We start from the raw sequence: 26,085 nt of genomic DNA, 5'->3' as shown, positions 1-26,085 counted from the left end.
CCCGAAGACACCCCGATCAACCTCCGATCACCCCGACTGGCCCCGAGGAGCGGCGATGACCCGGAACGTGCTGGTCGAGCGGGACGGCGAAGTGACGACGATCACCATCGACCGCCCGGCCGCCCGCAACGCCGTCGACGGACCGACGGCGACCGAACTCGCCGACGCGTTCCGCGAGTTCGACGCGGACCCCGGCGCCGCCGTCGCGGTCCTCACCGGATCGGGTGGCGCGTTCTGCGCGGGCGCGGACCTCAAGGCGATCGGCACCGACCGGGTGAACCGCACCCACCCGGACGGGGACGGCCCGATGGGCCCGACCCGAATGCGGCTCGGCAAGCCGGTGATCGCGGCGGTGCACGGGCACGCCGTCGCGGGCGGGCTGGAGCTGGCGCTGTGGTGCGACCTGCGGGTCGCGGACGCCACGGCGGTGTTCGGGGTCTTCTGCCGCCGCTGGGGAGTGCCGCTGATCGACGGCGGCACGGTCCGGCTGCCGCGGCTGATCGGCCAGTCGCGGGCGATGGACCTGATCCTGACCGGACGGCCGGTCGAAGCGCCCGAGGCGCTGGAGATCGGCCTGGCGAACCGGCTCGTTCCGGCCGGCGAGGCGGTTTCCGTGGCGCAGGAGCTGGCACGGCAGATCGCGGCGTTCCCGCAGGCGTGCCTGCGCGGCGACCGGCTCTCGGCGCTCGAGCAGTGGGGCAAGTCCGAAGAGGACGCGCTCGCGGCGGAGTTCCGGGCGGCGATGGGCACGGGCGTGCTGGCGGCGGAGGCGGTCGACGGCGCAGCCCGGTTCGCCGGCGGCGAAGGCCGGCACGGCAGTTTCGCGTGATCAGCGAGGCATCACCCGTGACTGGAGGGGCATCACCCGTGATCAGAGAGGCATCACGGGTGATTGGAGGGTCGACTCGTGTGCTTGGGAGGTCGACACGGCGAAGCCGCGCGGCCCGGCCGTGTCGTCCCTCCAGTCACGAGTGATGCCCCTTCGATCACGGGTGATGCCTGCCTGATCACGGGTGATGCCCGCTCGGTCACGGCCGATGCCTCGACCGGGTGGATCCCGGAATACCGGGGCGGTTCCGGTCGGGCGGCCGATAGGGTCGCCCGATGGACGACGATGTTCCCAGAGTCGTGCTCCGGCCCGTGGCCGAAGGCGATCTCGACCTCCTGGAACGGCTGACCAACGATCCCGTCGCCGCCGGGGAGCACCAGTGGTTCGGCTGGCACGATCCCGGCTACCTGCGCCGCCGCTGGCAGGAAACCGGCATGCTCACCGCCGAAACCGGCATGCTCGTGCCGACCCTCGGCGGCCGGATCCTCGGTCTCGTCTCCTGGCACCGCAGCCGCACCGGGCCGACGTCCTACTGCTGGAACGTGGGCCTCGTCCTGGCGCCGGAAGCACGCGGCCACGGCTACGGCACCGAAGCCCAGCGCCTGCTCGCCGAGTACCTCTTCGCCCACACCCAGCTCAACCGGGTCGAAGCGACGACCGAGGTCGGCAACCGCGCCGAACAACGCTCGCTCGAGAAAGCCGGCTTCACCCGCGAAGGAGTCCTTCGCGGCTTCTGCTTCCGTGACGGCGAGTGGCGCGACAGCGTCATGTACTCGGTCGTGCGCTCCGACCTCGCGAAGAACTAGGCGATCGCGCCCGCCGAACGCAACGCGTCGAAGTCCGTGACGCCGAGCTCGGCGAGCACGGCTTCGGTGTCGGATCCCTTGGCGTGCGGGGCTTCCGGCGTCTCCGGCGGGGTGCGGCCGAACCGCGGCGCCGGTGCGGGCTGCACCATGCCGCCGATCTCGACGAACGTGCCGCGCGCCGCGTTGTGCGGGTGCGACGCGGCTTCGCCCGGCGCGAGCACCGGCGTCAGGCACGCGTCGGTGCCTTCGGCGCGGGCGACGAGGTCGTCGCGCGTGTACTTGCCGATCGCCGCCGCGAGGATCTCGCGAAGGCGGGGCCACTGCGTCTTGTCCACGTGCAGCGGCAGCGAATCCGGGTCCAGCTCGAGGACCTTGACCAGGTCGCCCCAGAACCGCATCTCGATCGCGCCGACGGCGACGTACTTGCCGTCCGCGGTCTCGTAGGTGTCGTAGAACGGGGCGCCCCCGTCGAGCATGTTGTCCCCGCGGCCGCCGCCCCAAAGCCCGGCCGCGGCCATGCCGTGCAAGCTCGTGGTGAGCAGCGCGGCGCCGTCGACCATCGACGCGTCGACGACCTGGCCGCGGCCCGACGTGTTCCGTTCGTACAGCGCCGCGAGGATGCCCATCGCCAGCAGCAGCCCGCCGCCGCCGAAGTCGCCGACGAGGTTGAGCGGCGGCACCGGCCGCTCACCCGCGCGCCCGATCGGCTCGAGCGCGCCGGCGATGCCGATGTAGTTGATGTCGTGGCCGGCCGCCGAGGCGAGCGGGCCGTCCTGGCCCCAGCCGGTCATCCGGCCGTAGACCAGCCGCGGGTTGCGGGCGTGCACGACGTCGGGTCCGAGCCCGATCCGCTCGGCGACACCGGGGCGGAAGCCCTCGATGAGGACATCGGCGGTGTCGCACAGCTTCAAAACCAGTTCGACGCCTTCGGGCGTCTTGGTGTTGATGCCCACCGAGCGGCGGCCGCGGGCGAGCGGGTCGGTCTGCAGGCCGATCACGTCCTCCCCCGGGGTCGCGCGGTCGACGCGGACGACGTCGGCGCCGAGGTCGGCGAGGATCATCGTGGCGAAGGGCCCGGGGGCCAGGCCCGCGAGCTCCACCACCTTCAGGCCGCTGAGCGGACCTGCTTTCATGACGGGTCCTTTCAGAGCGAGCGGGAGATGATTTCCTTCATGATTTCGCTGGTGCCACCGAAGATCCGCGAGATCCGGACGTCGGCCCAGGCACGCGCGATCGGGTACTCGGTCATGTAGCCGTAGCCGCCGAAGAGCTGCACGCAGTCGTCGATCACCTTGTTGACCCGCTCGGTGGTCCACAGCTTCGCCATCGCCGCGCCCTGGACGTCGAGCTCGCCCTTGAGGTGGCGTTCGATGCACTGGTCGAGGAACGCGCGCGCGACGGCAGCCTCGGTCGCCGCCTCGGCGAGCTTGAACTTGGTGTTCTGGAAGGAAAAGATCGGCCGGCCGAACGCCGTGCGCTCCTTTGTGTACTCCAGCGTGAGGTCGACCGCGGCCTCCAGCCCGGCCACCGCGGTGACGGCGATGATCAGCCGTTCCTGCGGCAGCTGCAGCATCAGCTGGATGAAGCCCTGGCCCTCGGCATCGCCGAGCAGGTTGGCGGCGGGCACGCGGACGTCGTCGAAGAACAGCTCGGCGGTGTCCTGGCCCTTGAGGCCGACCTTGTCGAGGACACGGCCGCGGCGGAAGCCCGGGGTGTCGGTCTCGACCACGATCAGCGAGACGCCCTGCGCGCCCGCGTCCGGGTCGGTCTTGCACGCGACGACCACCAGTCCGGCGTGCAAACCGTTGGTGATGAAGGTCTTCGCGCCGTTGATGACGTAGTGGTCACCGTCGCGCACCGCGCGGGTCTTGATGCCCTGCAGGTCGGAGCCGGTGCCGGGCTCGGTCATCGCGATGGCGCCGACCAGCTCGCCACTGGCCATCTTCGGCAGCCACTCGCGCTTCTTCTCTTCGGAGGCGTACGCGCTCAGGTAGTGCGCGACGATTCCGTTGTGGACGGTCACGCCCCACGCGCTGTCGCCGGAGCGGGCCTGCTCTTCGTAGAGCACGGCCTCGTGGGCGAAGGTGCCGCCGCCCCCGCCGTACTCCTCGGGGATGGAGAGGCAGAGCAGGCCGACGTCGCCGGCCTTGGTCCACAGCTCGCGGTCGACCTTCTTCTCCGCCGCCCAGCGTTCCTGGTGCGGGACGGCCTCCTTCTGCAGGAACGACCGCGACAGCTCGCGGAGGTCGTCGAGCTCGGTCGTGCTCCAGGAGCTCTTCGGGAGTTTCAGCGGCACGGGACCTCCTGCTGGAAAACATGACGGTCAGCATGTAAGTTCTCATCGGAATGTACATCCGTACCGGCCTGTAGGTAAAGCAGGAGGCCGAAGTGACTTCGACGGCGCACCGAACCCAGGCGCAGCGGCGCGAACAGACCCGCACGGCGCTGCTCGACGCCACCATCGACTGCCTGGTGGACGTCGGCTACGCGCGCACGTCGGTGCAGGAGATCTGCGCCCGCGCCGGCGTCTCGAAGGGCGCGGTGCAGCACCACTTCACCGCGAAGGCCGAGCTGATGGCGGCCGCCGTCGAGCACCTGACGACGAAGCTGCGTCACCAGCTCGCGGCGTCGCTGGACGAGCTGCCCGGCGGCGGCACCGGCGTCGCCGCAGCGATCGACCTGCTCTGGACCGGTTATTCGGGCACGCTCTCGACCGCCGTCACCGAACTGTGGGTCGCCGCCCGGACCGACCCCGAGCTGCGCGCGGCCATCCGCCCGGTCGATCGCGCGCTCGGCCGCGCGACGCTCGAGCACGTCACCCAGGTCGCCGGCGAGCTCCCGCCCGAACGCGCGGAAATGCTGTTCTGGCTCACCGTGAACCTGACCCGCGGGCTGGCCCTGGACGCCGAGCTCGGCGGCGACCCGAACCGGCGGCGGCAGCTGCTCGAGGAGTGGAAGCGGATCGCGGTCCTGCTCTACCAGGACGCCACCGCTGGGCCGACCTGACTAGCACCGGCACCCTTGCGCGCGCCAGGGCTGCGCTACCCCTTATCCCCCAGGCGGATTCGTGGTCCAATCCCCCCGGAAGAGGGGAGCTCCGATGACCACCAGCCCGTACCAGAACCCGTACGGCCCTCCCCCGGGACAGCCGCCACGGCCGCCCGCCGACGTCGCCGGGCGGTTCCGGCTGATCGCCGGCATCGTCGGCGCCGTCGCCGCCGTGCTCGTGCTGGCCGGGTCGTTCCTCCCGCAGACGAAGTTCGAGCAGATCGTCGGCGGCAAGGCCGAGAGCAGCCAGACGATCAGCGCCTGGACGCGCTCGTTCGGCGTCGAACCCAGCGAGGACGCCAAGAAGTTCTACGAGAACACCCACGTCGCGCGCTACGGGATCCCGCTCTCCGCCGGCGCGCTGGTGCTGCTGGCCGGGGCCGGCCTGGCGTTCGCGGGCGCCCGGCGTTCGGCGGGGACCGGGGTGCGCTCGGGTGCCCGGACGGCCCTGGTGGCCGGCGGCGCGGGCGTGGCCGCGGCCGTGTGGATGCTCGGCATGGACGTCTCGGCGACCTTGAGCTACGAGTCCGAGGACGGGTCGCTCACGTCGACCTACTCGACCGGCATCGGGTTCTGGATCCTGCTCGGCGGCGGCGCGCTGGGCGCGGTGACGCTCGTTCTCGCGACGCTCGCCGGACGGCGGGCGCCGGCCACCGGCCCGGTGGGGCTCCCACCGGGGGCGTACGGCGGGCCGTACCAGCAGCAGTCGAGGCCGTATCCGGTGCCGCCGCAGCAATACGGGGGCTATCCGGGCGGCCAGCCCTACCCCGGCGGGCCGCAGCCGTACCCGGGTGCGCCGTCGTCCCAGCCGTTCCCCGTGCAGAGCGGGCCGGTTTCGCAGCCGTTCCCCGTGCAGGGCGGACCGGTTTCCCAGCCCTTCCCGGCGCAGAACGGGCCCCCTTCGCAGCCGTTCCCGGCGCAGTCCGGCGAGGTGTCGCCGCCCAGCGGGCTGTCCCCGCGGCTCGACGACCCCTACGGCGGCGCGACGCAGGCCCAGCAGCATCCCGGTCAGGAACCGCCGTCGCCGACCGAACCGAACTACCAGCTCCCGCCGCTGAACCCACCCAATACGTGAAAATTATTCACGTCGAACTGGACAACTGACGTACCGACGGTATGGTGTACTCGTCGGTAACCCCTGCGCGGCGTCGCGCGGACTCCGGACGCCGCGGAACGGAGACGTCATGACCAGCACGACCCCCGCGAACGCAGTCGAAGACACCCCTTTGCCGCCGAACGTCGGCGGCGTCGCCGGGGCGCCCGGCTCGGCGCGGGCGGCCCAGCTCGTCGCCCGCGTGGCCGGTGGCGCGGACTCGGCGCCGATCCGCATGCACGCCCCCTTCACGGGCCAGCCGATCGCGACGCTGCCCCAGGCCACCGACGCCGACGTCCGCGCGGTGTTCGCCGGCGCGCGGACCGCCCAGCGCGCCTGGGCGGAACGCTCCCCCGCCGAGCGCGCCCGCGTCCTCACCCGGCTGCACGACCTGGTGCTCGCCCGCCAGGACGAGGTGCTCGACCTGGTCCAGGTCGAGGCGGGCAAGGCCCGGCTCGACGCGTTCGACGAGGTCAGCGCGACCGCGCTGGTCGCGGCCTACTACGGCAAGCACGCCGCGAAGATCCTCGCCCCGCGCCGCGTCGCCGGCGTCATCCCAGGCTTGACCCGCGCGGGCGAGATCCGGCACCCGAAGGGCGTCGTCGGGGTCATCTCGCCGTGGAACTACCCCCTGGCCCTCACCGCGATGGACGTCCTCCCCGCGCTCGCGGCCGGCAACTCCGTGGTGCAGAAACCGGACAACCAGACCGCGCTCTCGGCGCTGTGGCTGCAGGAGCTCGCCGAGGAGGCCGGGCTGCCGGCCGGGACCTGGCAGATCGTGCTCGGCCGCGGTTCGAAGATCGGCACCGCGCTGGTCGAGGAGTCGGACTACCTGTGCTTCACCGGGTCCACGCCGACCGGCAAGGAGCTGGCCGGGCAGGTGGCGAAGCGGCTGACGTCGTACTCGCTGGAGCTCGGCGGCAAGAACCCGATGATCGTGCTGCCCGACGCCGACGTCGCGAAGGCCGCGACGGGCGCGGTGACCGCGTGCTTCTCCTCGGCCGGTCAGCTGTGCGTGTCGGTCGAGCGGATCTACGTCCACGAGTCGATCCGCGAGGAGTTCACGCGGGCGTTCGTCGCGCGGACCGCCGCGGTGAAGCTCGGCGGCGCGCTCGACTACCAGGCCCAGATGGGGTCCCTGACCTCGGACGACCAGCTCAAGACGGTGTCCGCGCACGTCGAGGACGCCCGCGCGAAGGGCGCTTCGGTGCTCACCGGCGGCCGCGCCCGGCCCGACCTCGGGCCGCTGTTCTACGAGCCGACCGTGCTCGCGGACGTCACGCCGGACATGGTGCCGTTCGCGGAGGAGACGTTCGGGCCGGTCGTCTCGATCTACGGCTACACCGACGTCACCGAGGCCATCGACCAGGCCAACGACACGCCGTTCGGGCTCAACGCCAGCGTCTGGTCGCGCAACGGCCGCGCGGGCTGGGAGGTCGCGGCGCGGCTCAAGGCCGGCACGGTCAACGTCAACGAGGGCTACGCGGCGACGTTCGGCAGCGTCGGCGTCCCGATGGGCGGCATGAAGGACTCCGGCGTCGGCCGCCGCAACGGCGCCGAAGGCCTGCTGAAGTACACGGAGTCCCAGTCGATCGCGCTGCAGCGCGGGCTGGCCCTCCGCCCGCCGAAGCGCGTCCCGGGTTCGCTCTGGGCGAAGGGCATGACGCTGGGCCTCAAGGCCCTCCGCCGTCTCCCCCGCTGACGTAACCCGTAACTCACGTGATCCGGGCCGGATCTCGTGTGATTGAAGCCGTCACGGCTCTGATCACGTGAGTTCCGGCTTCGATCACGCGAGTTACGGGTCTGATCACGCGTGTTCGGCGGTGGGGGCCGTCAGGAGGCCTCTGTCGTAGGCGATCGCGACCGCTTCCGCGCGGCGGCTCGCGCCGAGCTTCGCCATCACGCGGGACAGGTGGACGCTGACCGTTTTTTCGCTGATGTAGAGCTCTTCGCCGACCTGGCGGTTCGTGCGGCCCAGCGCGACGCGCTCGAGGACGTCGCGCTCGCGGTCGGTCAGGGGGTCGGTGATCGCGCGGACCGGGGCCGCCTGCTCCACTCCGTCCAGCTCGACGCGGGCGCGGTGCGCCAGGTCGCGGACGGCGTCGCGCAGGGGGACCGCGCCCAGGCGCAGTGCCACCACGTGGGCCGCTTCGAGGGCGGCGTTCGCGCTCCCGTCCGCCGCCAGCAGGGCTTCGGCCTCGTGCCAGCGGCAGACCGCCTGCTCGTACACGGCGCCGTAGCCGAACGCCGCCGCCGCGGCCGCCCACTTCTCCGCGTCACCCCGGCCGGTCAGGCAGGACGCCGCTGCTTCCAGCCGGGCCAGCCACGCCCGGCCCTCCGGCCCGAGCGTCCCCGACCGCGGCTGCCCGACGATCGAGCACATCCGGCCGTGGGCCAGCAGCCGCTCGCCCGCCGCCACCGCGGCGCCGGCCGCGGCCTGGTCGCCGCGCACCCGGGCCGCTGCGGCCTGCGCGGCCGCGGCGGACACACCCAGCGCGGCGACGCGGATTCCGGCCAGCAGGCCGGGTTCGATCCGCTCCAGCCAGCCGATCAGGTCTTCGGCGCGGCGCACCGCTTCGGCGTGCTCGCCGCGCCAGTAGGCCAGCTCGATGCCGGCGTCCCCGGCGGCCAGCGGGATCGCCATGTCCGCCGCCCAGTGCTGCCGCAGCCCGGCGATGAGCTTCGCGGCTTCGTCGAACCGCCCGCGCGAGACGACGAAGAGCGACCAGATGGCCTGGATCCGTGCGGCGACCGCGCTCGACACCCCGCGCCCCGCGCGGCCGGCGCTCTCGTCCGGCCAGTCGCCCATCAGGTAGCGCAGGGTCAGCTGCCGCGCGCGCAGCTCGATCCCGAACGAACTCCAGCTCAGCCCGGCCTCTTCGGCCCGGGCGACGCCGGTCGCGGTGTGCTCCAGCGCCTCGGCGAACTCGGCGTAGTCGTCATAGCTCAACGCGAGGAAGTAGGTCGCGCGGATCTCGGTGTTCGGCGCGCCGGCGCCGCGCGCCGTCCGCTGGGCCTTGCGCAGCCACTCGCGCGCCTCGGCCGAATCGCCCGCCGAGTCGGCGAGCGTGCCCAGGGTGACCAGCGCCGCGGCCTCCGCGCCCGCCGCCCCGACCGCCTGCGCGTCGGCGACCGCGGCCCGCGCGCTGTCCAGCGCCGCGTCGGGCTGGTCGAGGATCCGCAGGAACCCGGCCCGGCTGGCCAGCACCCAGGCACGCGTCCCGCTCGGCTCGGCGTCCTTCACCAGCTCCCAGGCCCGGTCGATGGCCACGGTCGCCTCGTCGAGGGTGCCTTCCAGCGCGAGCAGCGCCTCCGCCAGCCGGCGCCACGTCTTCGCCGCGCGGTCGGCCGCCGTGTCCGGTTTCAGGGCTTGCGTGGCCGACCGGGCGAAGGCCGCGGCGCGCTCGGGCTCGCCGGACGTGCCCGCGAAGTAGGACGCTTCGTGCAGCAGCCGCAGCTCGTCGAACCCCTCGGGCCGGTCGGCCGGGGCGACGGCGTCCCAGATGGACAGTGCCTGCTCGACGTGCTGCAGCGCCGACCCGGGCGCGCCGAGCTTCTCGGCCTCGTCCATCGCGCGCAGCAGCGCCGGCAGCGCGGTGACCAGGTCGCTGCTCTGCATCGAGTGGTAGGCCAGCTTCGCGTCGTGACCGCGGCCCTGCGGCCGCGCCTTGATCCGGGCCGCGTACGCCGCGTGCGTGCGCGACCGCTCCCCCGGCAGCAGGTCGCCGTACACCGCTTCCTGCAGCAAAGCGTGCCGGAACGTGTAGGAACCGTCCGAAAGCACCACCAGGACGTGGTGCTGGACGGCTTCGCGCAGTGCCTCGTCGAGCTCCAGCTCCCCCAGCCCGGAGACCTCGGCGAGCGCGGCGTGCATCACCGGCTCGTTCGCCACCGAGATGACCCGGGCCACCCGGCGGGTGTCGGGCGAGAGCCGCTCGAGCCGCGACAGCAGCACCTCGGCGAGCCCGGCGGGCAGGTCGTTGCACTCGGTCTGGGTGGCGAGCAGCTCCTCGGCGAAGAACGGGTTGCCCTCGGACCGGGCGACGATGTCGGACACGACGTCCGCCGGCATCGGCTCGTCGGCCAGCGCCTCGACGAACTTCCGGGCGTCGGCGGCCCCGAAGGGATGCAGGTCGACGCGCTCGACGGTGGCGAGCCGGACCAGCTCCGACAGCAGGCCCCGCAGCGGGTGGCGCCGGTGGACGTCCTCCTCGCGGTAGCTGCCCACGACCAGCAGCCGCTGCGCCCGCAGCCTGCTGAGCAGGAAGGACAGCAGGTTGCGGGTCGAGGCGTCGGCCCAGTGGAGATCCTCCAGGAGGATCACCACCGGGCGCGACTCCGAGACCTCGGTCAGCACCCCCAGTACCGCGTCGAACAACTGCAGCTGACCGAGATCCTGCTCGGGCCGGGGACGCACCATGGTCTCCCGGTCGTTCGAGGTCATCGGCGGGTGTTCGGCCGCGCGGGGCTCCTCGACGCCCTGGCCCTGCGGCAGCAGCCGCCCGAGCGCGGGCCGGAGCCGCACCGCGGCGGCCACCGCCTGGTCCGCCGAGCTGCCCAGCGGGGCGAGCGCTTCGGCGAACGGAAGATAAGGAAGACCGCCTTCGCGGACGTCGATGCAGCGGCCGGTGAGCAACAGCCCACCGCACGCCTCGACGTGCTCGCCGAGCGCGGTCAGCAGCCGGGTCTTGCCGACCCCGGCGTCCCCCGAGAGCAGCACCGCGCCGGCTTCGCCACGTTCTGCCCGGGCGAAGGCGGCGCGGAGCCGCCGCATCTCGTGGGTACGGGCGACGAGCGGGATTCCGGAGCCGAGTCGGGGCACAAGGTGCATTCTTGCCTACCCCACCGACAGTTTCCGACCGCTTATCGCCTTGGACACCTTCACCACGCCCTACCGGGCGGTCTCGCCGACGCCCGCGGTCTCCCGCGCGGCCTCCCGGCGCTCCTGCGCCGGCACGTCGACGTCGGTCCGCACGGCCCGCAGGTGGCGGACGGCGCGGCGGGCGCGGGCGGCCCAGGCGCTGCGCCCGGCCTTCCGCAGTTCCTCGGCCCGGTAGGCCGCTTCGGCCCGGACCGCGTCGAGCATCAGATCGCTGTGCATCGTGTTCCCCTTGTTCCCGAGTTCTCCGGTTGGTAGCACTCAGGTTCGTCCTGAGGGGGCACCTCAGGCATCGGGTGATCACGCAGCCCTGGGCGTGAAAAGACCCCTTACTCCCGGCCGAGCCCAGCTCGGCGGGGGTAAGGGGTCTTCGAAAGCGCCTCAGTCGTGAGCCGGGCCGCCGGGCCGCACCGCGGCCAGCAGCCCCCGCCAGCCCGATGCGGGCAGGCGGAACGCACCACCTTCGGGGTCCTTCGAGTCGCGCAGCGCCGCGCCCCCGGCGACGAACGCGACCTCGACGCAGTCGTTCCCGCCGCCGCTGTGGCTGCTCTTGCGCCACCGCGCTCCGGAGAGTTCAGCTTCCATGGTCCCCACTCCTTACTGTGTCCTCGGTTCCAGTTGGTGCACCGGAGCCGGTGCGGCCGCCTGTTCGGCGAACCGCCCGGCCGCCTCGGCGATCAGCTCCACCGAGTCGTCCGGCTTCAGTGCGGCCGCGCGCAGATGGTCGAACATCAGCCCGTAGCGCCGGACGTCTGTGGGTTCCTCCAGGTAGAGACCGCTGGACGTGCTGTCGTCGACGTAGACGACGTCCGGGTCGGCCTGCTCGGGGAAGCCCATGATCAGGAAGGGGCCCTCCATCCCCGGGTGCGCGCCGGCGCCGAACGGCACGACCTGGATGGTCACGTTCGGCTTCTCGGCGAGAGCGACCATGCGGTAGAGCTGCTCGGCCATCACCTCGGGGCCGTCGACGACGCGGCGCAGCACGGCTTCGTCCATCACCGCCCAGTACTCCGGCGGCGGGGTGTCGGACAGCAGCTCCTGGCGCGCCATCCGGGCGGCGACGCGACGGCGGGTCTCGTCGTCCTCGGCGTCCGGCCGCAGCGCCCGGATCACCGCGCGGGCGTAGCGCTCGGTCTGCAGCAGGCCGGGAACCAGCAGCGCCTGGAACGCGCGCAGCGAGCTGGCGTCGGCTTCGAGCCCGACGAACGTGCCGGTGAAGACTTCGTTGTAGGCGTGCCACCAGCCGCGTTTGCGGGCCTCCCTCGCCAGCTGGACGAGCGCCTCCTGCTCGTCGCCGACGATGCCGTAGAGGGCCAGCATGTCCCGCGCGTCACGCGGGGTGACCCCGACGTGGCCGGTCTCGATGCGGCTGACCTTCGACGCGGAGCACTCGAGCTTCTCGCCCACCTCGTCGATGGTGAGGTCCGCGGCTTCGCGCAGCCTGCGCAGCTCTCCCGCGAGCCGCCGGCGGCGAACCGTGGGGCTCTGTCCCCTTGCCATCGCGCACCTCCGGATGTCGACGGCGCCGTAGCCGTCCGCTCGCTGCCAGTATCCAACATGAACGGGCGGGTAATCGCACGGCACCGATTACCCGAGCCGAACCCGCGCCGTCTCTGCAATTTGCAGAATGCTTCTGTATGCTCGCATCCTGCACTGAGGCAGGACGTGACAAGGGCACCGCGGGCCAGCTCCCCCAGCCCCACTCAGGGCCGGTGATCAGCGTAGACGATGACTCCGCGGCGCGCCGCGTGATCATCGGGAGAAGAGGTCCGGGGCCGTCCCCCGATCGGCCCCGGCCCTCTTCCACTGTTCCCGCGCCTTATTGGCAGAACGATTATTCCGCTATTCGTCGCCCGTAAGGGTGATTTCCGTCAGGGTCACAGAACGCGCAGGAGTCCTTCTTGGACGACCGTCGCGATGAGCGTGCCGTCCGCGCCGAAGAACCGGCCCGTGGCGAGACCGCGCGCGCCGGAGGCGGTCGGTGACGCGCTGTCGTAGAGGAACCACTCGTCGGCGCGGAAGGGCCGGTGGAACCAGAGCGCGTGGTCCAGGCTCGCGCCGAGCACCTTGTCGGTGTCCCAGTAGACGCCGTGGCGCGCCAGCACCGAGTCCAGCAGGGTCATGTCCGAGGCGTAGGTCAGCACGCAGACGTGCAGCAGCTGCTGGTCGGGCAGCTTCCCGTCGGCACGCATCCACACCTGGTTGCGCGCGGGCCGCTCCCCCGTCTCGCGGGTGACCCACGGCGGCTCGTTGACGTAGCGGACGTCGATCGGCCGCGGCCTGCTGTGGGCGCCGATCGCGTAGCCCTCGGCGCGTTCCATCAGCGTCGGCAGCGTCTCGGGGGCCGGCACGCCCTCGGGCATCTCTTCGGCGTGCTCGATGCCCGGTTCGTCCTTCTGGAACGACGCCGAGAGCGAGAAGATCGCCTTGCCGTGCTGGATCGCGATGACCCGGCGGGTGGTGAACGACCGGCCGTCGCGGATCCGGTCGACCTCGTAGATGATCGGGACGCTCGGGTCGCCGCCGCGGATGAAGTACGCGTGCAGCGAGTGGACCCGGCGTTCCTCGGGGACCGTGCGCCCGGCCGCGACCAGCGCCTGGCCGGCGACCTGCCCGCCGAACACCCGCACCGGCGAGTGGGCGGGCGAAACGCCCCGGAAGATGTTCTCTTCGATCTTCTCCAGGTCGAGCAGCGCGATCAGGCGGTCCAGCACCGGCTGGCCGCCACCCGGGATCTCCAGTTCGGTGGCGGCCGTCCTGGCCATTTCAGTCATGGCCAGACCTTATGTGCTGCGGGGGTGGGACGTCCCTTATGCGTGGTCGTCTTCACCGAGGCGGTGCACGTGGATGAGGTTGGTCGAGCCCACGGTGCCCGGCGGGGAGCCGGCCACGATGACGACCAGGTCACCCTTCTGGTACTTGCCCATCTCCAGCATCGAGTGGTCGACCTGCTGGATCATCTGGTCGGTCGACTCCACGCGCGGCACGATCTGGGTGTTGGTGCCCCAGGTCATCGACAGCTGGCTGCGCACGCACTCCTCGGGCGTGAACGCCAGCAGCGGCAGCCGCGTGTGCAGCCGGGCCAGGCGGCGGACGGTGTCGCCGGACTGCGTGAAGGCGACCAGCGCCTTCGCGTTGAGCCGCTCGCCGATGTCACGGGCGGCGTAGGAGATCACGCCGCGCTTGGTGCGCGGGACGTGCGTCAGCGGCGGGACGACCGGCGAGTCGGTTTCGACCGCCTCGATGATCCGGCCCATCGTCTGGACGACCTCGATCGCGTACCGGCCGACCGAGGTCTCGCCGGACAGCATCAGCGCGTCGGCACCGTCGAGCACCGCGTTCGCGACGTCGGAGGCTTCGGCGCGGGTCGGCCGGGAGTTGTTGATCATCGACTCGAGCATCTGCGTCGCGACGATGACCGGCTTCGCGTTCTCGCGGCAGATCTGGATGGCGCGCTTCTGCACCAGCGGGACCTGCTCGAGCGGCAGCTCGACGCCGAGGTCGCCACGGGCGACCATGACCGCGTCGAAGGCCAGCACGATGGCCTCGAGGTTGTAGACCGCCTCGGGCTTCTCGATCTTGGCGACGACCGGCAGCCGGCCCTTGCCGACCCGGTCCATCACCTGGTGGACCAGGTCGATGTCGGCGGGCGAGCGGACGAAGGACAGGGCGATGAAGTCGACACCCAGCTCGAGCGCGAACTCGAGATCCTCGATGTCCTTCTCGGACATCGCCGGCACGGAGACGTCCATGCCGGGCAGCGAGACGCCCTTGTTGTTGCTGACCGGGCCGCCTTCGGTGACCTCGCACACCACGTCCTGGCCGTCGACCTCCTTGACCACCAGGCCGACCTTGCCGTCGTCGACGAGCAGGCGGTCACCGGGCTTGGCGTCCTTGGCCAGGCCCTTGTAGGTCGTCGAGACCCGGTCGTGGGTGCCGGCGACGTCCTCGACGGTGATCCGGACGATGTCGCCGTTGTGCCACTCGACCGGCCCGCCGGCGAACGTGCCGAGGCGGATCTTCGGGCCCTGCAGGTCGGCGAGGATGCCGACCGCCCGGCCGCTCTCCGCGGCGGCGGCCCGGATGAGGTCGTAGACCTCCTTGTGGTCGCCGTGGCTGCCGTGGCTGAAGTTCATCCTGGCCACGTCCATGCCAGCGTCGACGAGGGCCCGCATCTTCTCCGGCGTTGCGGTGGCAGGGCCCAGGGTACAAACGATCTTCGCGCGTCGGCTCACGTTCGCACAGCGTAGTCCCTCGCCGCGCGTTCGTCTGTACCGATCCCGAAAGTTCAAGAAAACTGTTCAGAAACTGTCCGGTCCGGCTGGTCAGCGCCGGGGCAGCTCACTGGGCCCGACGCGGTCGCGCGCCCACTCGTTGAACTCGCGCAGCTGCCGCCAGGCCTTCTTCACCCGATCGAGCGCCCCTCGTTCGTGCAGGACGTCGTCCGGCTCCCAGACGCGGACCGCGTACACCGAGCGGTAACGCAGCAGGTCGAGGCGGGGGTGATCGGCGTCGAAGCCCCGCGGCTTCGACTTCAGCCGGTCGCCCCGGATCTCCCAGCCGGCCTTCTCGAGCTTCTTGAGGATCTTCTCGAGCGCTTCGCCGTGCAACTCGGTGTCGACGGCCTTGCGGAAGCGGGCGATCTGGTCGGCCGCGAGGTGGAAGCAGCCGCCGCCGGCACGCAGCCCCTCCGGGCCGACCTCGACGTAGTACGCGCCGCCGCCGCGGCCCTGCTCGACCACCGCGCCGCAGTGGGTCTTGTACGGCGTCTTGTCCTTGGCGAACCGGACGTCGCGGTAGGGGCGGAACACCTTGGGCTCGCCGAAGCCGTCGGAGAACTCCGGCGCCAGCTCCGCGAGCAGCGCCTCCATCGGGGCGCGGACGTCGGTCTTGTAGGTCTCGACGTGGTCGTCCCAGTAAGGCTTCGAGTTGTCTTCCACGAGGCCGTCGTAGAAGTCGACGGCGTACTCGCCGAATCCGCTGAACTTCACGGTGAGGACCCTAATCGCGCGCACCGACAAGAATCGTCGGTGCCCCGGCGTAGCGTCCGCGGACATGACGCACGAGGAGTACTTCGCCGCGCTCGCGGAGCCGCGGCAGGCCGAGGTGCGGGCGCTGCACGCGCTGATCCGCGAGTCGGCGCCGGACCTGGCGCCGACGATGGAGTTCGGCGTGCCCGGGTACGGCCGCTACCACTACCGGTACGCGTCGGGCCGGGAAGGCGATGCGGCGACCGTGTCCTTGGCGAGCCGCAAGAACTCCATCTCGCTCTACGTTTCGTGCGTGGTCGGCGACCGGTACCTGCCGGAGCTGTTCGCCGACCGGCTGACCGGGGCGTCGGTCGGGAAGAGCTGCGTCCGGTTCAAGCGCCTGTCCGACGTGGACATCGGCGTGCTCGGGGAACTGCTGCGCGCCGCGGCGGAGACGCCGGCCGCCGGGGCGGTGTGAAACCCGGTGCGGCCGGCGTTCCGCGCACGACCGGCCGCACCGGGAGATCGTTGCTGCTACTTCGCGACGGCCGTGATCAGCTCGCCGTCGGTGGTGTCGCCCGAGAGGTCCCACACCATCGCGCCGCCGAGGCCCTGCTGCTCGGCGTAGCCGATCTTGCCGCCGATCGTCGACGGGGTGTCGTAGCTCCACCAGTCGCTGCCGCACTTGGCGTAGGCCGTGCCCGCGACGGTGCCGGTCGACGGGCAGGACGTCTTGAGCACCTTGTAGTCCTGGATGCCCGGCTCGATGCCGGCCGCCGGACCGGTCGCGGTGCCACCCGGGGCGTCCTGCGTGACGCCGGTCCAGCCGCGGCCGTAGAAGCCGATGCCCAGCAGCAGCTTGTTCGACGGAACGCCCTTGCCCTTGAGCTTCTGGATCGCCGCGTCGGAGTAGAAGCCCGGCGTCGGGATGCCGTCGAAGGTGGTCAGCGGCGAGTGCGGGGCCGTCGGGCCCTGCGCGGCCCAGGCGCCGAAGTAGTCGTAGGTCATCACGTTGTACCAGTCGACGTACTGGGCGGCGCCCGCGTAGTCGGCCGCGTCGATCTTGCCGCCGTCGGTGCCGTCGGCCGTGATCGCCGAGGTGACCAGCTGCGAGCCGAACTTGGCGCGCAGCGCGGACATCAGGTTCTTGTACGCGTCGGCGCCGCTGGTGTCGCAGGAGAGACCGCAGGAGTTGGGGTACTCCCAGTCGATGTCGATGCCGTCGAAGACCCCGGCCCACCGCGGGTCGTTGACCAGGTTGTAGCAGGAGTCGGCGAAGGCGGCGGGGTTCTGCGCGGCCTGCGTGAACCCGCCCGACCAGGTCCAGCCGCCGAACGACCAGATCACCTTGAGACCGGGGTGCGCGGCCTTGAGCTTCTTGAGCTGGTTGAAGCTGCCGGCGAGGGGCTGGTCCCAGGTGTCGGCGACACCGTCGACGCTGCCCGCGGCGTCGTAGGTCTTCTGGTAGTCGGCGTAGGCGTCGCCGATCGCGCAGCCGCCGTTCGTCACGTTGCCGAACGCGTAGTTGATGTGGGTCAGCTTGCTCGCCGAGCCCGACGTCTCGATGTTCTTGACGTGGTAGTTGCGGTCGTAGACCCCCCAGTCGGTGAAGTAGCCGACGACCTTGCCGACGGAGGCTTCGGCGGACGCGGGCGCGGCGGTGGCGACCGGGGCCGCGGCGGCACCCGCCACCAGGCCCGCGGCGGCCGCCGCGGTCAGCAGTGCCGAGTAGCTCTTCCTGCGGAAACGGGACATGTCTTCTCCCTCCGGAGAATTACTCACGGCGCCGGTGCCGGAGTGGTGGGGACCACACCACCGTAAGTGGACTAGACCATTAGGTCAATGGTTCAGACCAAGAAGCCCAGTGGGCCGGTTGCGCATGCCTTGACAGGAATATGCCGTCCGGAGCACATTTCAGGGGTGATGCAGACGTTCGAGGTGCTGGCCGAACCCCGCCGCCGCACGATCCTGGACCTGCTGCGCGACGGCGAGCGGTCGGTCGGCGAGCTGGTCGACGAGCTTTCCCTCAGCCAGCCCGCGGTGTCGAAGCACCTGCGGGTGCTGCGGGAGGCCGGGCTCGTGACGGTGCGGGTGGCGGCCCAGCGGAGGTGCTACGCGCTGCGGCCGGAGCCTCTGGCCGAAGTGGACGCTTGGCTCGCGCCCTACCGCGCGTTCTGGTCGGGCCGGCTCGACGCGCTGGAGCGCCGCCTGGACGAGACCGACCCGCGCTGACCGGTTACGTCCGGGCCTCCGGAGCCGGCTCGAACGCGATGCCCGCGGCCGCCGCGCGGCGCTCGCCCCACTCGTACAGCGCCGTCAACGCCGGGCGGAGCTCCTCCCCCACCTCCGTCAGGTGGTACTCGACGTGCGGGACGCGGCCGTCGAGCTCGAGGCGCCGGACGATCCCGTCCGCGGCCAGCTCGCGCAGCTGCTGGGTCAGCATCTTCTCGCTCACCCCCGGCATCCGCCGCCGCAGTTCGCCGTAGCGGTGGGCGCCCTCCTTCAGGTGCGCCAGGATCACCGGCTTCCACTTGCCGCCGATGAGGTCGACCGCCAGCTCCACCGCGCAGTGGTACCGCTTCATCCCATTCCCCCTACGCACCGGAAAGTACGTGGTTGCCCGGCCCGAGCACCACTGGTTCGCTGACCGGGTGATCGTGCCAGAAAACCCACCGGCCACCCCGACCCTGTACGACTGGGCCGGCGGCCACGAAGCCCTCGTGAAGCTGCTGACGATCTTCTACGGCCACGTCCTGGAAGACCCGCTGCTCGAACCCGTGTTCCGCGGCATGGACCCGGACCACCCGAAGCACGTCGCGGTCTGGCTCGGCGAGGTCTTCGGCGGCCCGGCCGCCTACTCCGCGAGCCACGGCGGCCACGCCCACATGGTCGGGCGCCACCTCGGGCGCGGCATCACCGAACCACAGCGGCGCCGATGGGTGAACCTCCTGCTCGACGCCGCCGACGAGGCCGGCCTGCCCGCCGATCCCGAGTTCCGCGCCGCCTTCGCCGGCTACCTCGAGTGGGGCAGCCGGCTGGCGGTCATCTTCTCGGCCCCCGGCGCCGAGCCGAACCCGCACGAACCGGTGCCGCACTGGGACTGGCCGATGCCGCCCTGGCAGCCACCCGCGTCCTAGCCGCATAGTGAGGGCAGCCGGAAAGGAGGCTGCCCGTGATCCGGGTCGACGGCCGGACCCTGCGCTGCGCGGACGTCGTGACGGCGGCGCGCACCGAGGGCCCGCTGGGCATCGACGTCTCGATCGCCGCGCTGCGCGGCGCCGAGAACGCGTGGAAGCTCGCCGGGGAACTGAGCACCCGGCGGCGGGTCTACGGCCGGACGACCGGCGTCGGGGCCAACAAGGACGACACCGTCGAGAGCTCGCGGGAGCACGGCCTGCGCCTGCTGCGCAGTCACGCGGGCGGCAGCGGCGACCCGATGCCGCCCGGCCAGGTCCGCGCCATGATGCTGATCCGCCTGAACCAGCTCCTGGCCGGCCGGTCGGGGATCAGCACCGAGCTGATCGGCGCGCTGGCCGAGGCGGTCCGCGCCGGCGCGCTGCCGCTGGTGCACTGGCTCGGCGCGATCGGCACCGGCGACCTCGCGCCGCTGGCCGAGACGGCGCTCGCCCTCACCGGGGAACGCGCGTGGGTCGAGCGGCACGTCCCGCCGGTGCCGGTGCACGCGGGCGACGCGCTGGCGTTCATGAGCAGCAACGCCGCGACGCTCGCCGAAGCGACCCTCGCCACGATGCGGCTCGACGCGCTGACCCGGGCGAGCCACGCCGTCGCGGCGCTGACGTACGTCGCGCTCGACGGCAACCCCGAGGCGTACGCGACGCCGGTGCACGAAGCGCGGCCGCACGCCGGGCAGGTCGCGTGCGCGGCGGAGATGCGGCGGCTGCTCGGCATGCACCAGACGCCGAAGCCGGGGCGGCGGATCCAGGACCCGTTCGGGCTGCGGGCGTTCCCGCAGGTGCAGGGCCCGGCGCTGGACGCGATCCACTACCTGCGCGACGTCCTCGCCGTGGAGATCAACGCCAGCACCGAGAACCCGATGATCTCGACGGTCCACGGCGACGCCTACCACCACGCGCACTTCCACACGGCGTACGTGTCGACGGCACTGGACCAGGCCCGGGCGACCGTGCACCAGGTGGCGGAGCTGTCGGTGGCCCGGCTCGGCGACCTGGTCGAGCCGGAGTTCACCGGGCTGCGGCCGTTCCTCGCGGCGGGTCCGGCGGGCAGCTCCGGCGTGATGATCCTGGAGTACGTCGCCCACGACGCGCTCACCGAACTGCGGCAGGCGGCCCTGCCCGCGACGCTCGGCACGGCGGTCGTCTCCCGCGGCCTCGAGGACCACGCGAGCTTCTCGACGCAGGCGGCCCGCGCGGCGACGGCGGCGTGTTCGGCCTACCAGCAGGTGCTCGGCTGCGAGCTGGTCGCGGCGGTCCGGGCGCTGCGGATGCGTGATGCCGACCTGGTGGACCTGCCGGTGCGCGACGCGTTCGAAGCCGCGTCGGCGGTGCTGGACCACAGCGTCGACGACCGGCCGCTCACCGGCGACATCGCCGCCGCGGTCGGCGTCCTGGACACCCTCGCCCGGATCTGAAATGCCATGAGGGGCACCTTCATGGCGTTTAAAGCCATGAAGGTGCCCCTCATGGGCGAAGGCTCAGCCGAAGAAGACTTCGGCTTCCTGGTAGCGCTCGTCCGGGACCGTCTTCAGCTCGGCCGTCGCCTCGGCCAGCTTCACGCGGACGATGTCCGTGCCCTTCAGCGCCACCATCACACCGAAGTCGCCGTCGGCCACCGCGTCCACCGCCTGCAGGCCGAAGCGCGTCGCGAGGACGCGGTCGTACGCCGTCGGGGTGCCGCCGCGCTGGACGTGGCCCAGGACCACCGCGCGGGACTCCTTGCCGGTGCGGTGGGCGATCTCGTCGGCCAGCCAGGTGCCGATGCCGCCGAGGCGGACGTGCCCGAAGGCGTCCTTCTCGCCGGTGAGCAGCTTCTCCTCGCCGCCCTCGGGCAGCGCGCCCTCGGCGACGACGATGATCGGCGCGAACTCCTTCTCGAAGCGGCGCTCGACCCAGGAGACGACCTGGTCGACGTTGAACGCCCGCTCCGGCACCAGGATCACGCTCGCGCCGCCGGCCAGGCCGGAGTGCAGCGCGATCCAGCCGGCGTGGCGGCCCATGACCTCGACGACCAGCGCCCGGTGGTGCGACTCGGCGGTGGTGTGCAGCCGGTCGATCGCTTCGGTCGCGATGGAGACCGCGGTGTCGAAGCCGAAGGTGTAGTCGGTGGCGCCCAGGTCGTTGTCGATCGTCTTGGGCACGCCCACGACGCCGACGCCGTCGTCGGTCAGGCGCTTCGCGACGCCGAGGGTGTCCTCGCCGCCGATCGCGATCAGCGCGTCGACGCCCTGGTCGGCCAGGACCTGCTTGATCTTCTCGACGCCGCCCTCGACCTTGTACGGGTTGGTGCGCGAGGACCGCAGGATGGTGCCGCCGCGGGTGAGGATGTCCTCGACGTCGTTGAGGCCGAGCGGGCGGCTGTCCCCGGTCAGCGGGCCGTTCCAGCCGTTGCGGAAGCCCACGAAGTCCCAGCCGTGCACCTCGATGCCCTTGCGCACCACGGCGCGGATCACCGCGTTGAGTCCCGGGCAGTCGCCGCCGCCGGTCAGCACACCGACACGCATGAGAAGCCTCCGTCTGTTCTCTGGAGATGACAGTCACATTTCGTCGCCCGCCAGAGTAGCGGCTCACGTCTTGATCGGTGCAGCCCGTACCACCTGCCGAATCGGTCCGGCTCCGGTGTGTGCTAACTTGACCACGTGCAGCGCTATTACTGGTTTACGAAGCCGGCCCCGGGTGGGCACGGCGGCGTGAACCTGCGCTGACCTCCACCCCCGAGCCGGATTTCGAAACCGGCTCGGCGAGGGTCCCCCGCGCGGGTCGGTGTCCACCAGGAAGGAACACCCCCGCGATGACGCTCTCCGCCGGACCGGCCACCATCGGTGACCTCGACGCCGCGCGCACCACGTCGATCAGTCCGCTCATTTCGCCCGCGATGCTGCGCGAAGACCATCCCGTCGACGCCGCCGTCGCCAAGGTGGTGCGGCAGGGCCGCGCCGAAACGGTCGACATCCTCGAAGGCCGGGACGACCGGCTGCTCGTGGTCGTCGGCCCGTGCTCGGTGCACGACCCGGAAGCCGCCCTCGACTACGGCCGCCGGCTGGCCGCGAAGGCCGAGGAACTGCGCGGCGAACTGCACGTCGTGATGCGCGTGTACTTCGAGAAGCCGCGCACCACGCTGGGCTGGAAGGGCCTGATCAACGACCCGGACCTCGACGGCACGTTCGCCGTCAACAAGGGCCTGCGGATGGCGCGGAAGCTGCTGCTCGACGTCTCCGGGCTCGGCCTGCCCGTCGGGTGCGAGTTCCTCGACCCGATCACGCCGCAGTTCATCGCAGACATCGTGACGTGGGGGTCGATCGGCGCGCGGACCGCGGCGAGCCAGGTGCACCGCCAGCTGTGCAGCGCGCTGTCGATGCCGGTGGGCATCAAGAACTCGACCGAGGGCGACGTCCAGGTGGCGGTCGACGCGACCCGCGCGGCCGCGGCGAGCCACGTGTTCCCGGGCATCAACACCGACGGCCTGGCTGCGCTGCTGACGACGTCGGGCAACCCGGACTGCCACGTGATCCTGCGCGGCCACAACGGCGGCCCGAACTACGACGCCGGGACCGTGACCGACACCCTGGCGCGGCTGGCGAAGTCGGGCCTGCCGGAGCGCGTGATCATCGACGCGAGCCACGGCAACAGCGGCAAGGACCACGTGCGGCAGGGCGAGGTGGTGCGCGAGCTGGCTTCGCGGATTTCGGCCGGTGAGCGCGGGATCTCCGGGCTGATGATGGAGAGCTTCCTGGCGGCCGGCCGGCAGGACCTCGACCTGGGGCACCCGGAGAAGCTGACGTACGGGCAGTCGATCACCGACGCGTGCCTCGCTTGGGACGACACGGCCCCGCTGCTGGACGAGCTGGCTTCGGCGGTGCGGGCTCGCCGCTGAGAGGTCCCCGGCCTGGGGTCCCCCGGTTTTCACATTACCGGGGGACCCCGACAGTTTCGGGCGCCGCGGAGGTCAGCGCAGCAGCGGCAGCGACCCGACCAGCCGGTCGACGCGCTTGCGCGGACCGTGCAGGGCGACGCCGACGCTGTCGAGGTCCGCGGTGGCCGTGGCCGCCAGCTTGGCCGTGTACTCCGCGTAGGTCCGGCAGCTCTGGGCGAGCGCGCTGAAGGCGACGAAGAAGATCTCGTCGTCTTCGGCGGCCGCCCGGACGATGGCGGTGACCGCTTCGCGCGGGGCCGTCAGGATCGGCAGCGGCACGTGGATGATTCCGGGGTGCGTGACGCCGTCGGCGTCCTCGACGTCGGCGCCGACGAGGCCGCCGATCCGGTGCCCGAGGGTCGCCGAGAGGACGCCCGTCGCGTTGGTCGCCAGGCCGGTGGGCAGCTCGTCGCCGACCACCACCACACACTTGTCCGCCATCACGCTTCCTTCCGGAGGCTGCCCAGCGACACGCCGGCGATCACGATGGCCCCGCCGAGCAGCTGCGAGACGGTCAACGTCTCCCCCGCCAGCACCACCGCCCAGCCGAGCCCGGCCACCGGGACGATCGTGAGCAGGGTGACCGCCACACTCGGCTCGAGCCCGCGAAGGCCGAAGTTGTAGAGCAGGAACGCCGCCACTGAACAGAAAGCCGCGAGGAACGCGATCCGCAGCAGGTCTCCCCCGGCCGGGACGCTCCAGCGGTCGGCCTCCGTCAGCGACAGCAGGACGAAACCGCCCGCGCCCGCCAGCGTCTGGTAGTACGTGACCACGATCGGCGACGCGCCGGAGCCGTCCCGCCGCACGACCAGGTTGTAGGCCGCCCAGGCGACGCCGCCGGCGACGAGGAGCACGTCACCCCACAGGCGGTGGTCGCTCGCGCCGCCGGTCTGCCCTCGCACCACCAGCCAGACCCCGGCGACCGCCACCAGCATGCCGGTCAGGCGCACCGGGGAGAACGCGGCGCGGCCGGAGAGCGCCAGGGTGATGATCGGGTAGGCAGCGACGATCAGCGTCGCGTCGGATGCCGTGGCCAGGTCGACGCCGGCGTTCTCCAGCGCGAAGTACGCCGTGATCCCGAGCAGGCCGGCGAACCCGATGGCCAGCCGTTGCCTCGGGGACGGGAGCCGATGCCGGCCCGTGTGCACCACCACGCCGAGGACGGCCGCGGCGACGGCGAACCGCAGCGCGCCGAGCGTCATCGGCGGGATCTCCGCCAGCGCCACCTTCGTCACCGCGAACGAGCTGCTCCAGATCAGCGCGGCGGCCAGGACGGCGGCCACCGCAAAGCCGCGGCCGGTACGGGTTTCCGTGATCATGGCCCGACCCTAAACAGCGAGCGGAGAGACCCCGGCGAACGCCGTGTTAGATTCGGCAACCCGGGCAGAACCTCGAATTCTGCTCGCCGACGGGAGGCGGGACCCCTCGATGGACGAACTGGATTCGGCGCTGCTGACCTTGCTGCAGGAGGACGCCAAGCAGACCAACAAGGAGCTCGCCCGCCGGCTGCACATCGCGCAGTCGACGTGCCTCGAACGGGTGCGGGAGCTGACCCGGCGCGGGATCGTGCGCGGGCACCACGTCGAGGTCGACCTGAAGAAGATCGGCCGGCCGGTGCAGGCGATGGTCGCGGTGCGGCTGCGACCGCCCGACCGCGCCGTGATCGAGTCGTTCCGGGCCTTCGTGGCGGGGCTGCCCGAGGTGCTGTCGGTGTTCGTGATGTCCGGCAGCGACGACTTCCTGCTGCACATCGCGGTCGCCGACAACGACCACCTGAGCGGGTTCGTCCTCGACCGGCTGACCCAGCGCAAGGAGATCGTCGACGTCCGGACTTCGGTGATCTTCAACCACTTCCGCCGGACTGTGGTCACGCCGGTGGCGCCCGACGCGTGAGCGTCAGCGGCGCCGGAAGTACTCCTCGATGATCTCCCAGCGGGCGAGGTTGTGCTTCGCGTCCGCGAGGGCGTCGTGCTGGTCGGTGGGGGCCGACGGGAGCTTCGGCTTGCCCGCGTCCTCCCACCGCTGACGCAGGTCGCGGGTGAAGCGCGGCAGCTGCCGCGGCAAGGCCGGCATCGGGCCCCACAGCTGGGCGAGCGCGACGTGGTCGTACGCGGCGAACCACGCCCACAGCTCGATCCCGCCCGGCGGCTTGCCGAAGAACTCCAGCAGGTCGGCGCGGATCTTCTCGCGGCTGCGCCACGCCCGGTCGGCCGGTGACGGCAGCTTGTCCAGGACGTTGTCCCGGACCCACTGGCCGGCTTTCGACGGGTCGAACTCGGTCGAAACCGCGTAGAACTCGCGGCCCCGCTCGTCGACGACACCGATGGACACCAGGTCGATGGTCACGCCGTCTTCGATGAATTCGGTGTCGTAGAAGAAACGCACCGGTGAACCCTAGTGGGTCAGCCGACCTTCGAATCCGGCACCCGTGCCGCGTCGTGCGCCGAGGGCTGGGAAGGCACCTTCGGCTTCACCCCGGCGGCTTCGGCGGCCAGCAGTTCCTTCGCCTTCGCCGCGTAGATGTCGACGTACTCCTGGCCGGACAGCTCCATCAGCGCGTACATGATCTCGTCGGTGATGGACCGCTCGATGAACCGGTCACCGGCAAGGCCTTCGTAGCGCGAAAAGTCGAGAGGCTTGCCGAAGCGGACCTCGAGGCGGCGCGGCCACCACATCTTGGAGCCGATGGGGTTGACCTTGTCCGTGCCGATCATCGCCACCGGGACGACGACGCCGCCGGAGTCCAGGGCGATCCGGGCGACGCCGGTCTTGCCCTTGTACAGGCGGCCGTCCGGGGAGCGGGTGCCCTCGGGGTAGATGCCGAGCAGGTGGCCGTCCTTGACCAGGCGGGTCGCGGTGTCGAGCGCGGCCTGGGCGGCGTTGCCGCCGGAGCGGTCGATCGGGAACTGGCCGACGCCGGTGAAGAACCACTTCTTGAGCAGGCCCTTGAAGCCGGGTTCGGTGAAGTACTCGGACTTGGCCGGGAAGGTGACCTTGCGCTTGACCCGCAGCGGCATGAAGAACGAGTCCGCGACCGCCAGGTGGTTGCCGGCGAGGATCGCGCCGCCACTCTCGGGGATGTTCTCCGCGCCGACGACCTTGGTCGGCCACAGCGTCTTGAGCAGCGGTCCGATGAATACCCACTTCATGAGCCAGTACAGCACCGGTGCCTCAGTCCTCCATCGCAGCTCAGCCCCTGTCACCCGCGACGGCCAGCCTACGAAGCCCGGTGGCCGCCGCACAACGGAGACCACCCGGTTACCACCCGGCAGCGATCGATCTCACAGGGAATTCCGGGTCCGGGCGGAGCCCCACAAGGTCCGCGAGCCGTGAGAGCATGGACGAATCCACCG

Annotated in this window: 27 protein-coding genes; 11 read left to right on the top strand and 16 right to left on the bottom strand. The window is 71.6% G+C overall.

The genetic code is table 11. The features are described 5' to 3' along the window. Positions 1-55: 55 nt before the first annotated feature. Together QQ657_RS06825 and QQ657_RS06820 are read left to right on the top strand one after the other, a co-directional pair. The gene (locus QQ657_RS06825; protein ID WP_284741201.1) at positions 56-829 is read left to right on the top strand and encodes a crotonase/enoyl-CoA hydratase family protein; all 774 of its coding nucleotides are present in this window, start codon (positions 56-58) and stop codon (positions 827-829) included. A gap of 275 nt (positions 830-1,104) precedes the next feature. Then, on the top strand, positions 1,105-1,635 hold the full coding sequence (locus QQ657_RS06820; protein WP_284741200.1) for a GNAT family N-acetyltransferase: 531 nt from the start codon (positions 1,105-1,107) through the stop codon (positions 1,633-1,635). On the opposite strand, the gene QQ657_RS06815 is transcribed toward QQ657_RS06820, so the two are convergent. Next, on the bottom strand, positions 1,632-2,768 hold the full coding sequence (locus QQ657_RS06815; RefSeq protein WP_284741199.1) for a CaiB/BaiF CoA transferase family protein: 1,137 nt from the start codon (positions 2,766-2,768) through the stop codon (positions 1,632-1,634). The genes QQ657_RS06820 and QQ657_RS06815 overlap by 4 nt on opposite strands. An 11-nt stretch (positions 2,769-2,779) precedes the next feature. Continuing rightward, positions 2,780-3,931 carry an acyl-CoA dehydrogenase family protein gene (locus tag QQ657_RS06810; protein ID WP_284741198.1) on the bottom strand — a complete coding sequence of 384 codons (1,152 nt, stop codon included), beginning with the start codon at positions 3,929-3,931 and terminating at the stop codon, positions 2,780-2,782. 92 nt (positions 3,932-4,023) lie between these two features. Here QQ657_RS06810 and QQ657_RS06805 point away from each other — a divergent pair, with 92 nt between their 5' ends. The 3 genes from QQ657_RS06805 (at position 4,024) to QQ657_RS06795 (ending at position 7,478) form a co-directional block, all read left to right on the top strand. After that, positions 4,024-4,641, top strand: coding sequence for a TetR/AcrR family transcriptional regulator (locus QQ657_RS06805; RefSeq protein ID WP_284741197.1), 618 nt, complete (start codon positions 4,024-4,026; stop codon positions 4,639-4,641). Between the two features lie 94 nt (positions 4,642-4,735). After that, on the top strand, positions 4,736-5,758 hold the full coding sequence (locus QQ657_RS06800; protein WP_284741196.1) for a hypothetical protein: 1,023 nt from the start codon (positions 4,736-4,738) through the stop codon (positions 5,756-5,758). Between the two features lie 109 nt (positions 5,759-5,867). Then, positions 5,868-7,478, top strand: coding sequence for a succinic semialdehyde dehydrogenase (locus QQ657_RS06795; protein WP_284741195.1), 1,611 nt, complete (start codon positions 5,868-5,870; stop codon positions 7,476-7,478). A 105-nt stretch (positions 7,479-7,583) separates the two neighbouring features. Here the strand turns inward: QQ657_RS06795 and QQ657_RS06790 are convergent, their stop codons facing one another. The 7 genes from QQ657_RS06790 to QQ657_RS06760 form a co-directional block, all read right to left on the bottom strand. Further along, a complete protein-coding gene (locus QQ657_RS06790; RefSeq protein ID WP_284741194.1) occupies positions 7,584-10,607 on the bottom strand; it encodes a helix-turn-helix transcriptional regulator in 3,024 nt (1,007 codons plus the stop codon). A gap of 60 nt (positions 10,608-10,667) precedes the next feature. Further along, positions 10,668-10,877 (bottom strand): hypothetical protein, encoded by a 210-nt coding sequence (locus tag QQ657_RS06785; protein ID WP_284741193.1) that lies wholly within the window; start codon positions 10,875-10,877, stop codon positions 10,668-10,670. A 159-nt stretch (positions 10,878-11,036) separates the two neighbouring features. After that, a complete protein-coding gene (locus QQ657_RS06780; protein ID WP_284741192.1) occupies positions 11,037-11,240 on the bottom strand; it encodes a DUF397 domain-containing protein in 204 nt (67 codons plus the stop codon). A gap of 12 nt (positions 11,241-11,252) precedes the next feature. Continuing rightward, positions 11,253-12,155 carry a helix-turn-helix domain-containing protein gene (locus QQ657_RS06775; RefSeq protein WP_284741191.1) on the bottom strand — a complete coding sequence of 301 codons (903 nt, stop codon included), beginning with the start codon at positions 12,153-12,155 and terminating at the stop codon, positions 11,253-11,255. Between the two features lie 377 nt (positions 12,156-12,532). Beyond that, positions 12,533-13,429, bottom strand: a complete 897-nt coding sequence (locus QQ657_RS06770; protein WP_284741190.1) for an acyl-CoA thioesterase — start codon at positions 13,427-13,429, stop codon at positions 12,533-12,535. Positions 13,430-13,465: 36 nt separating this feature from the next. Beyond that, on the bottom strand, positions 13,466-14,890 hold the full coding sequence (pyk, locus tag QQ657_RS06765; protein WP_284741189.1) for a pyruvate kinase: 1,425 nt from the start codon (positions 14,888-14,890) through the stop codon (positions 13,466-13,468). Between the two features lie 90 nt (positions 14,891-14,980). Then, positions 14,981-15,646 (bottom strand): DUF2461 domain-containing protein, encoded by a 666-nt coding sequence (locus tag QQ657_RS06760; protein WP_284741188.1) that lies wholly within the window; start codon positions 15,644-15,646, stop codon positions 14,981-14,983. Between the two features lie 64 nt (positions 15,647-15,710). Here QQ657_RS06760 and QQ657_RS06755 point away from each other — a divergent pair, with 64 nt between their 5' ends. Continuing rightward, the gene (locus QQ657_RS06755) at positions 15,711-16,103 is read left to right on the top strand and encodes a DUF1801 domain-containing protein (RefSeq protein ID WP_284741187.1); all 393 of its coding nucleotides are present in this window, start codon (positions 15,711-15,713) and stop codon (positions 16,101-16,103) included. Positions 16,104-16,159: 56 nt separating this feature from the next. On the opposite strand, the gene QQ657_RS06750 is transcribed toward QQ657_RS06755, so the two are convergent. Further along, the gene (locus QQ657_RS06750) at positions 16,160-17,380 is read right to left on the bottom strand and encodes a glycoside hydrolase family 18 protein (protein WP_284741186.1); all 1,221 of its coding nucleotides are present in this window, start codon (positions 17,378-17,380) and stop codon (positions 16,160-16,162) included. A 168-nt stretch (positions 17,381-17,548) separates the two neighbouring features. Between QQ657_RS06750 and QQ657_RS06745 the strand changes: the two genes are divergently transcribed. After that, complete coding sequence (locus tag QQ657_RS06745; RefSeq protein ID WP_434056724.1) at positions 17,549-17,857, top strand: ArsR/SmtB family transcription factor; 309 nt, start codon at positions 17,549-17,551, stop codon at positions 17,855-17,857. A gap of 4 nt (positions 17,858-17,861) precedes the next feature. Here the strand turns inward: QQ657_RS06745 and QQ657_RS06740 are convergent, their stop codons facing one another. Further along, complete coding sequence (locus QQ657_RS06740; RefSeq protein ID WP_284741184.1) at positions 17,862-18,209, bottom strand: winged helix-turn-helix transcriptional regulator; 348 nt, start codon at positions 18,207-18,209, stop codon at positions 17,862-17,864. Positions 18,210-18,276: 67 nt separating this feature from the next. Here QQ657_RS06740 and QQ657_RS06735 point away from each other — a divergent pair, with 67 nt between their 5' ends. Both QQ657_RS06735 and QQ657_RS06730 read left to right on the top strand, forming a co-directional pair. Further along, positions 18,277-18,762: a group II truncated hemoglobin gene (locus QQ657_RS06735; RefSeq protein WP_284741183.1), complete on the top strand. Its 486-nt coding sequence runs from the start codon at positions 18,277-18,279 to the stop codon at positions 18,760-18,762. 35 nt (positions 18,763-18,797) lie between these two features. After that, the gene (locus QQ657_RS06730) at positions 18,798-20,234 is read left to right on the top strand and encodes an aromatic amino acid ammonia-lyase (RefSeq protein ID WP_284741182.1); all 1,437 of its coding nucleotides are present in this window, start codon (positions 18,798-18,800) and stop codon (positions 20,232-20,234) included. Positions 20,235-20,297: 63 nt separating this feature from the next. Here the strand turns inward: QQ657_RS06730 and QQ657_RS06725 are convergent, their stop codons facing one another. Continuing rightward, complete coding sequence (locus QQ657_RS06725) at positions 20,298-21,323, bottom strand: 6-phosphofructokinase (RefSeq protein WP_284741181.1); 1,026 nt, start codon at positions 21,321-21,323, stop codon at positions 20,298-20,300. Positions 21,324-21,610: 287 nt separating this feature from the next. On the opposite strand from QQ657_RS06725, the gene QQ657_RS06720 reads away from it, so the two are divergent. After that, entirely contained in the window at positions 21,611-22,693 is a 1,083-nt protein-coding gene (locus QQ657_RS06720) for a 3-deoxy-7-phosphoheptulonate synthase (protein ID WP_284741180.1), read from the top strand. A gap of 72 nt (positions 22,694-22,765) precedes the next feature. On the opposite strand, the gene QQ657_RS06715 is transcribed toward QQ657_RS06720, so the two are convergent. Together QQ657_RS06715 and QQ657_RS06710 are read right to left on the bottom strand one after the other, a co-directional pair. Next, on the bottom strand, positions 22,766-23,173 hold the full coding sequence (locus QQ657_RS06715) for a DUF2000 domain-containing protein (protein ID WP_284741179.1): 408 nt from the start codon (positions 23,171-23,173) through the stop codon (positions 22,766-22,768). Further along, positions 23,173-24,051: a DMT family transporter gene (locus QQ657_RS06710; RefSeq protein ID WP_284741178.1), complete on the bottom strand. Its 879-nt coding sequence runs from the start codon at positions 24,049-24,051 to the stop codon at positions 23,173-23,175. The genes QQ657_RS06715 and QQ657_RS06710 overlap by 1 nt, the downstream gene beginning before the upstream one ends. A gap of 109 nt (positions 24,052-24,160) precedes the next feature. Here QQ657_RS06710 and QQ657_RS06705 point away from each other — a divergent pair, with 109 nt between their 5' ends. Continuing rightward, positions 24,161-24,625 (top strand): Lrp/AsnC family transcriptional regulator, encoded by a 465-nt coding sequence (locus QQ657_RS06705; RefSeq protein ID WP_284741177.1) that lies wholly within the window; start codon positions 24,161-24,163, stop codon positions 24,623-24,625. A 3-nt stretch (positions 24,626-24,628) separates the two neighbouring features. On the opposite strand, the gene QQ657_RS06700 is transcribed toward QQ657_RS06705, so the two are convergent. Continuing rightward, on the bottom strand, positions 24,629-25,117 hold the full coding sequence (locus tag QQ657_RS06700) for a polyadenylate-specific 3'-exoribonuclease AS (protein WP_284741176.1): 489 nt from the start codon (positions 25,115-25,117) through the stop codon (positions 24,629-24,631). 17 nt (positions 25,118-25,134) lie between these two features. Further along, positions 25,135-25,896: a lysophospholipid acyltransferase family protein gene (locus tag QQ657_RS06695; RefSeq protein WP_284741175.1), complete on the bottom strand. Its 762-nt coding sequence runs from the start codon at positions 25,894-25,896 to the stop codon at positions 25,135-25,137. Between the last annotated feature and the right edge of the window lie 189 nt (positions 25,897-26,085).

This window comes from Amycolatopsis ponsaeliensis (assembly GCF_030182635.1).
Classification (GTDB): Bacteria; Actinomycetota; Actinomycetes; order Mycobacteriales; family Pseudonocardiaceae; genus Amycolatopsis; species Amycolatopsis ponsaeliensis.
The sequence above is the reverse complement of the archived record's forward strand: the minus strand, read 5'-3'. Positions and strand labels throughout refer to the sequence as shown.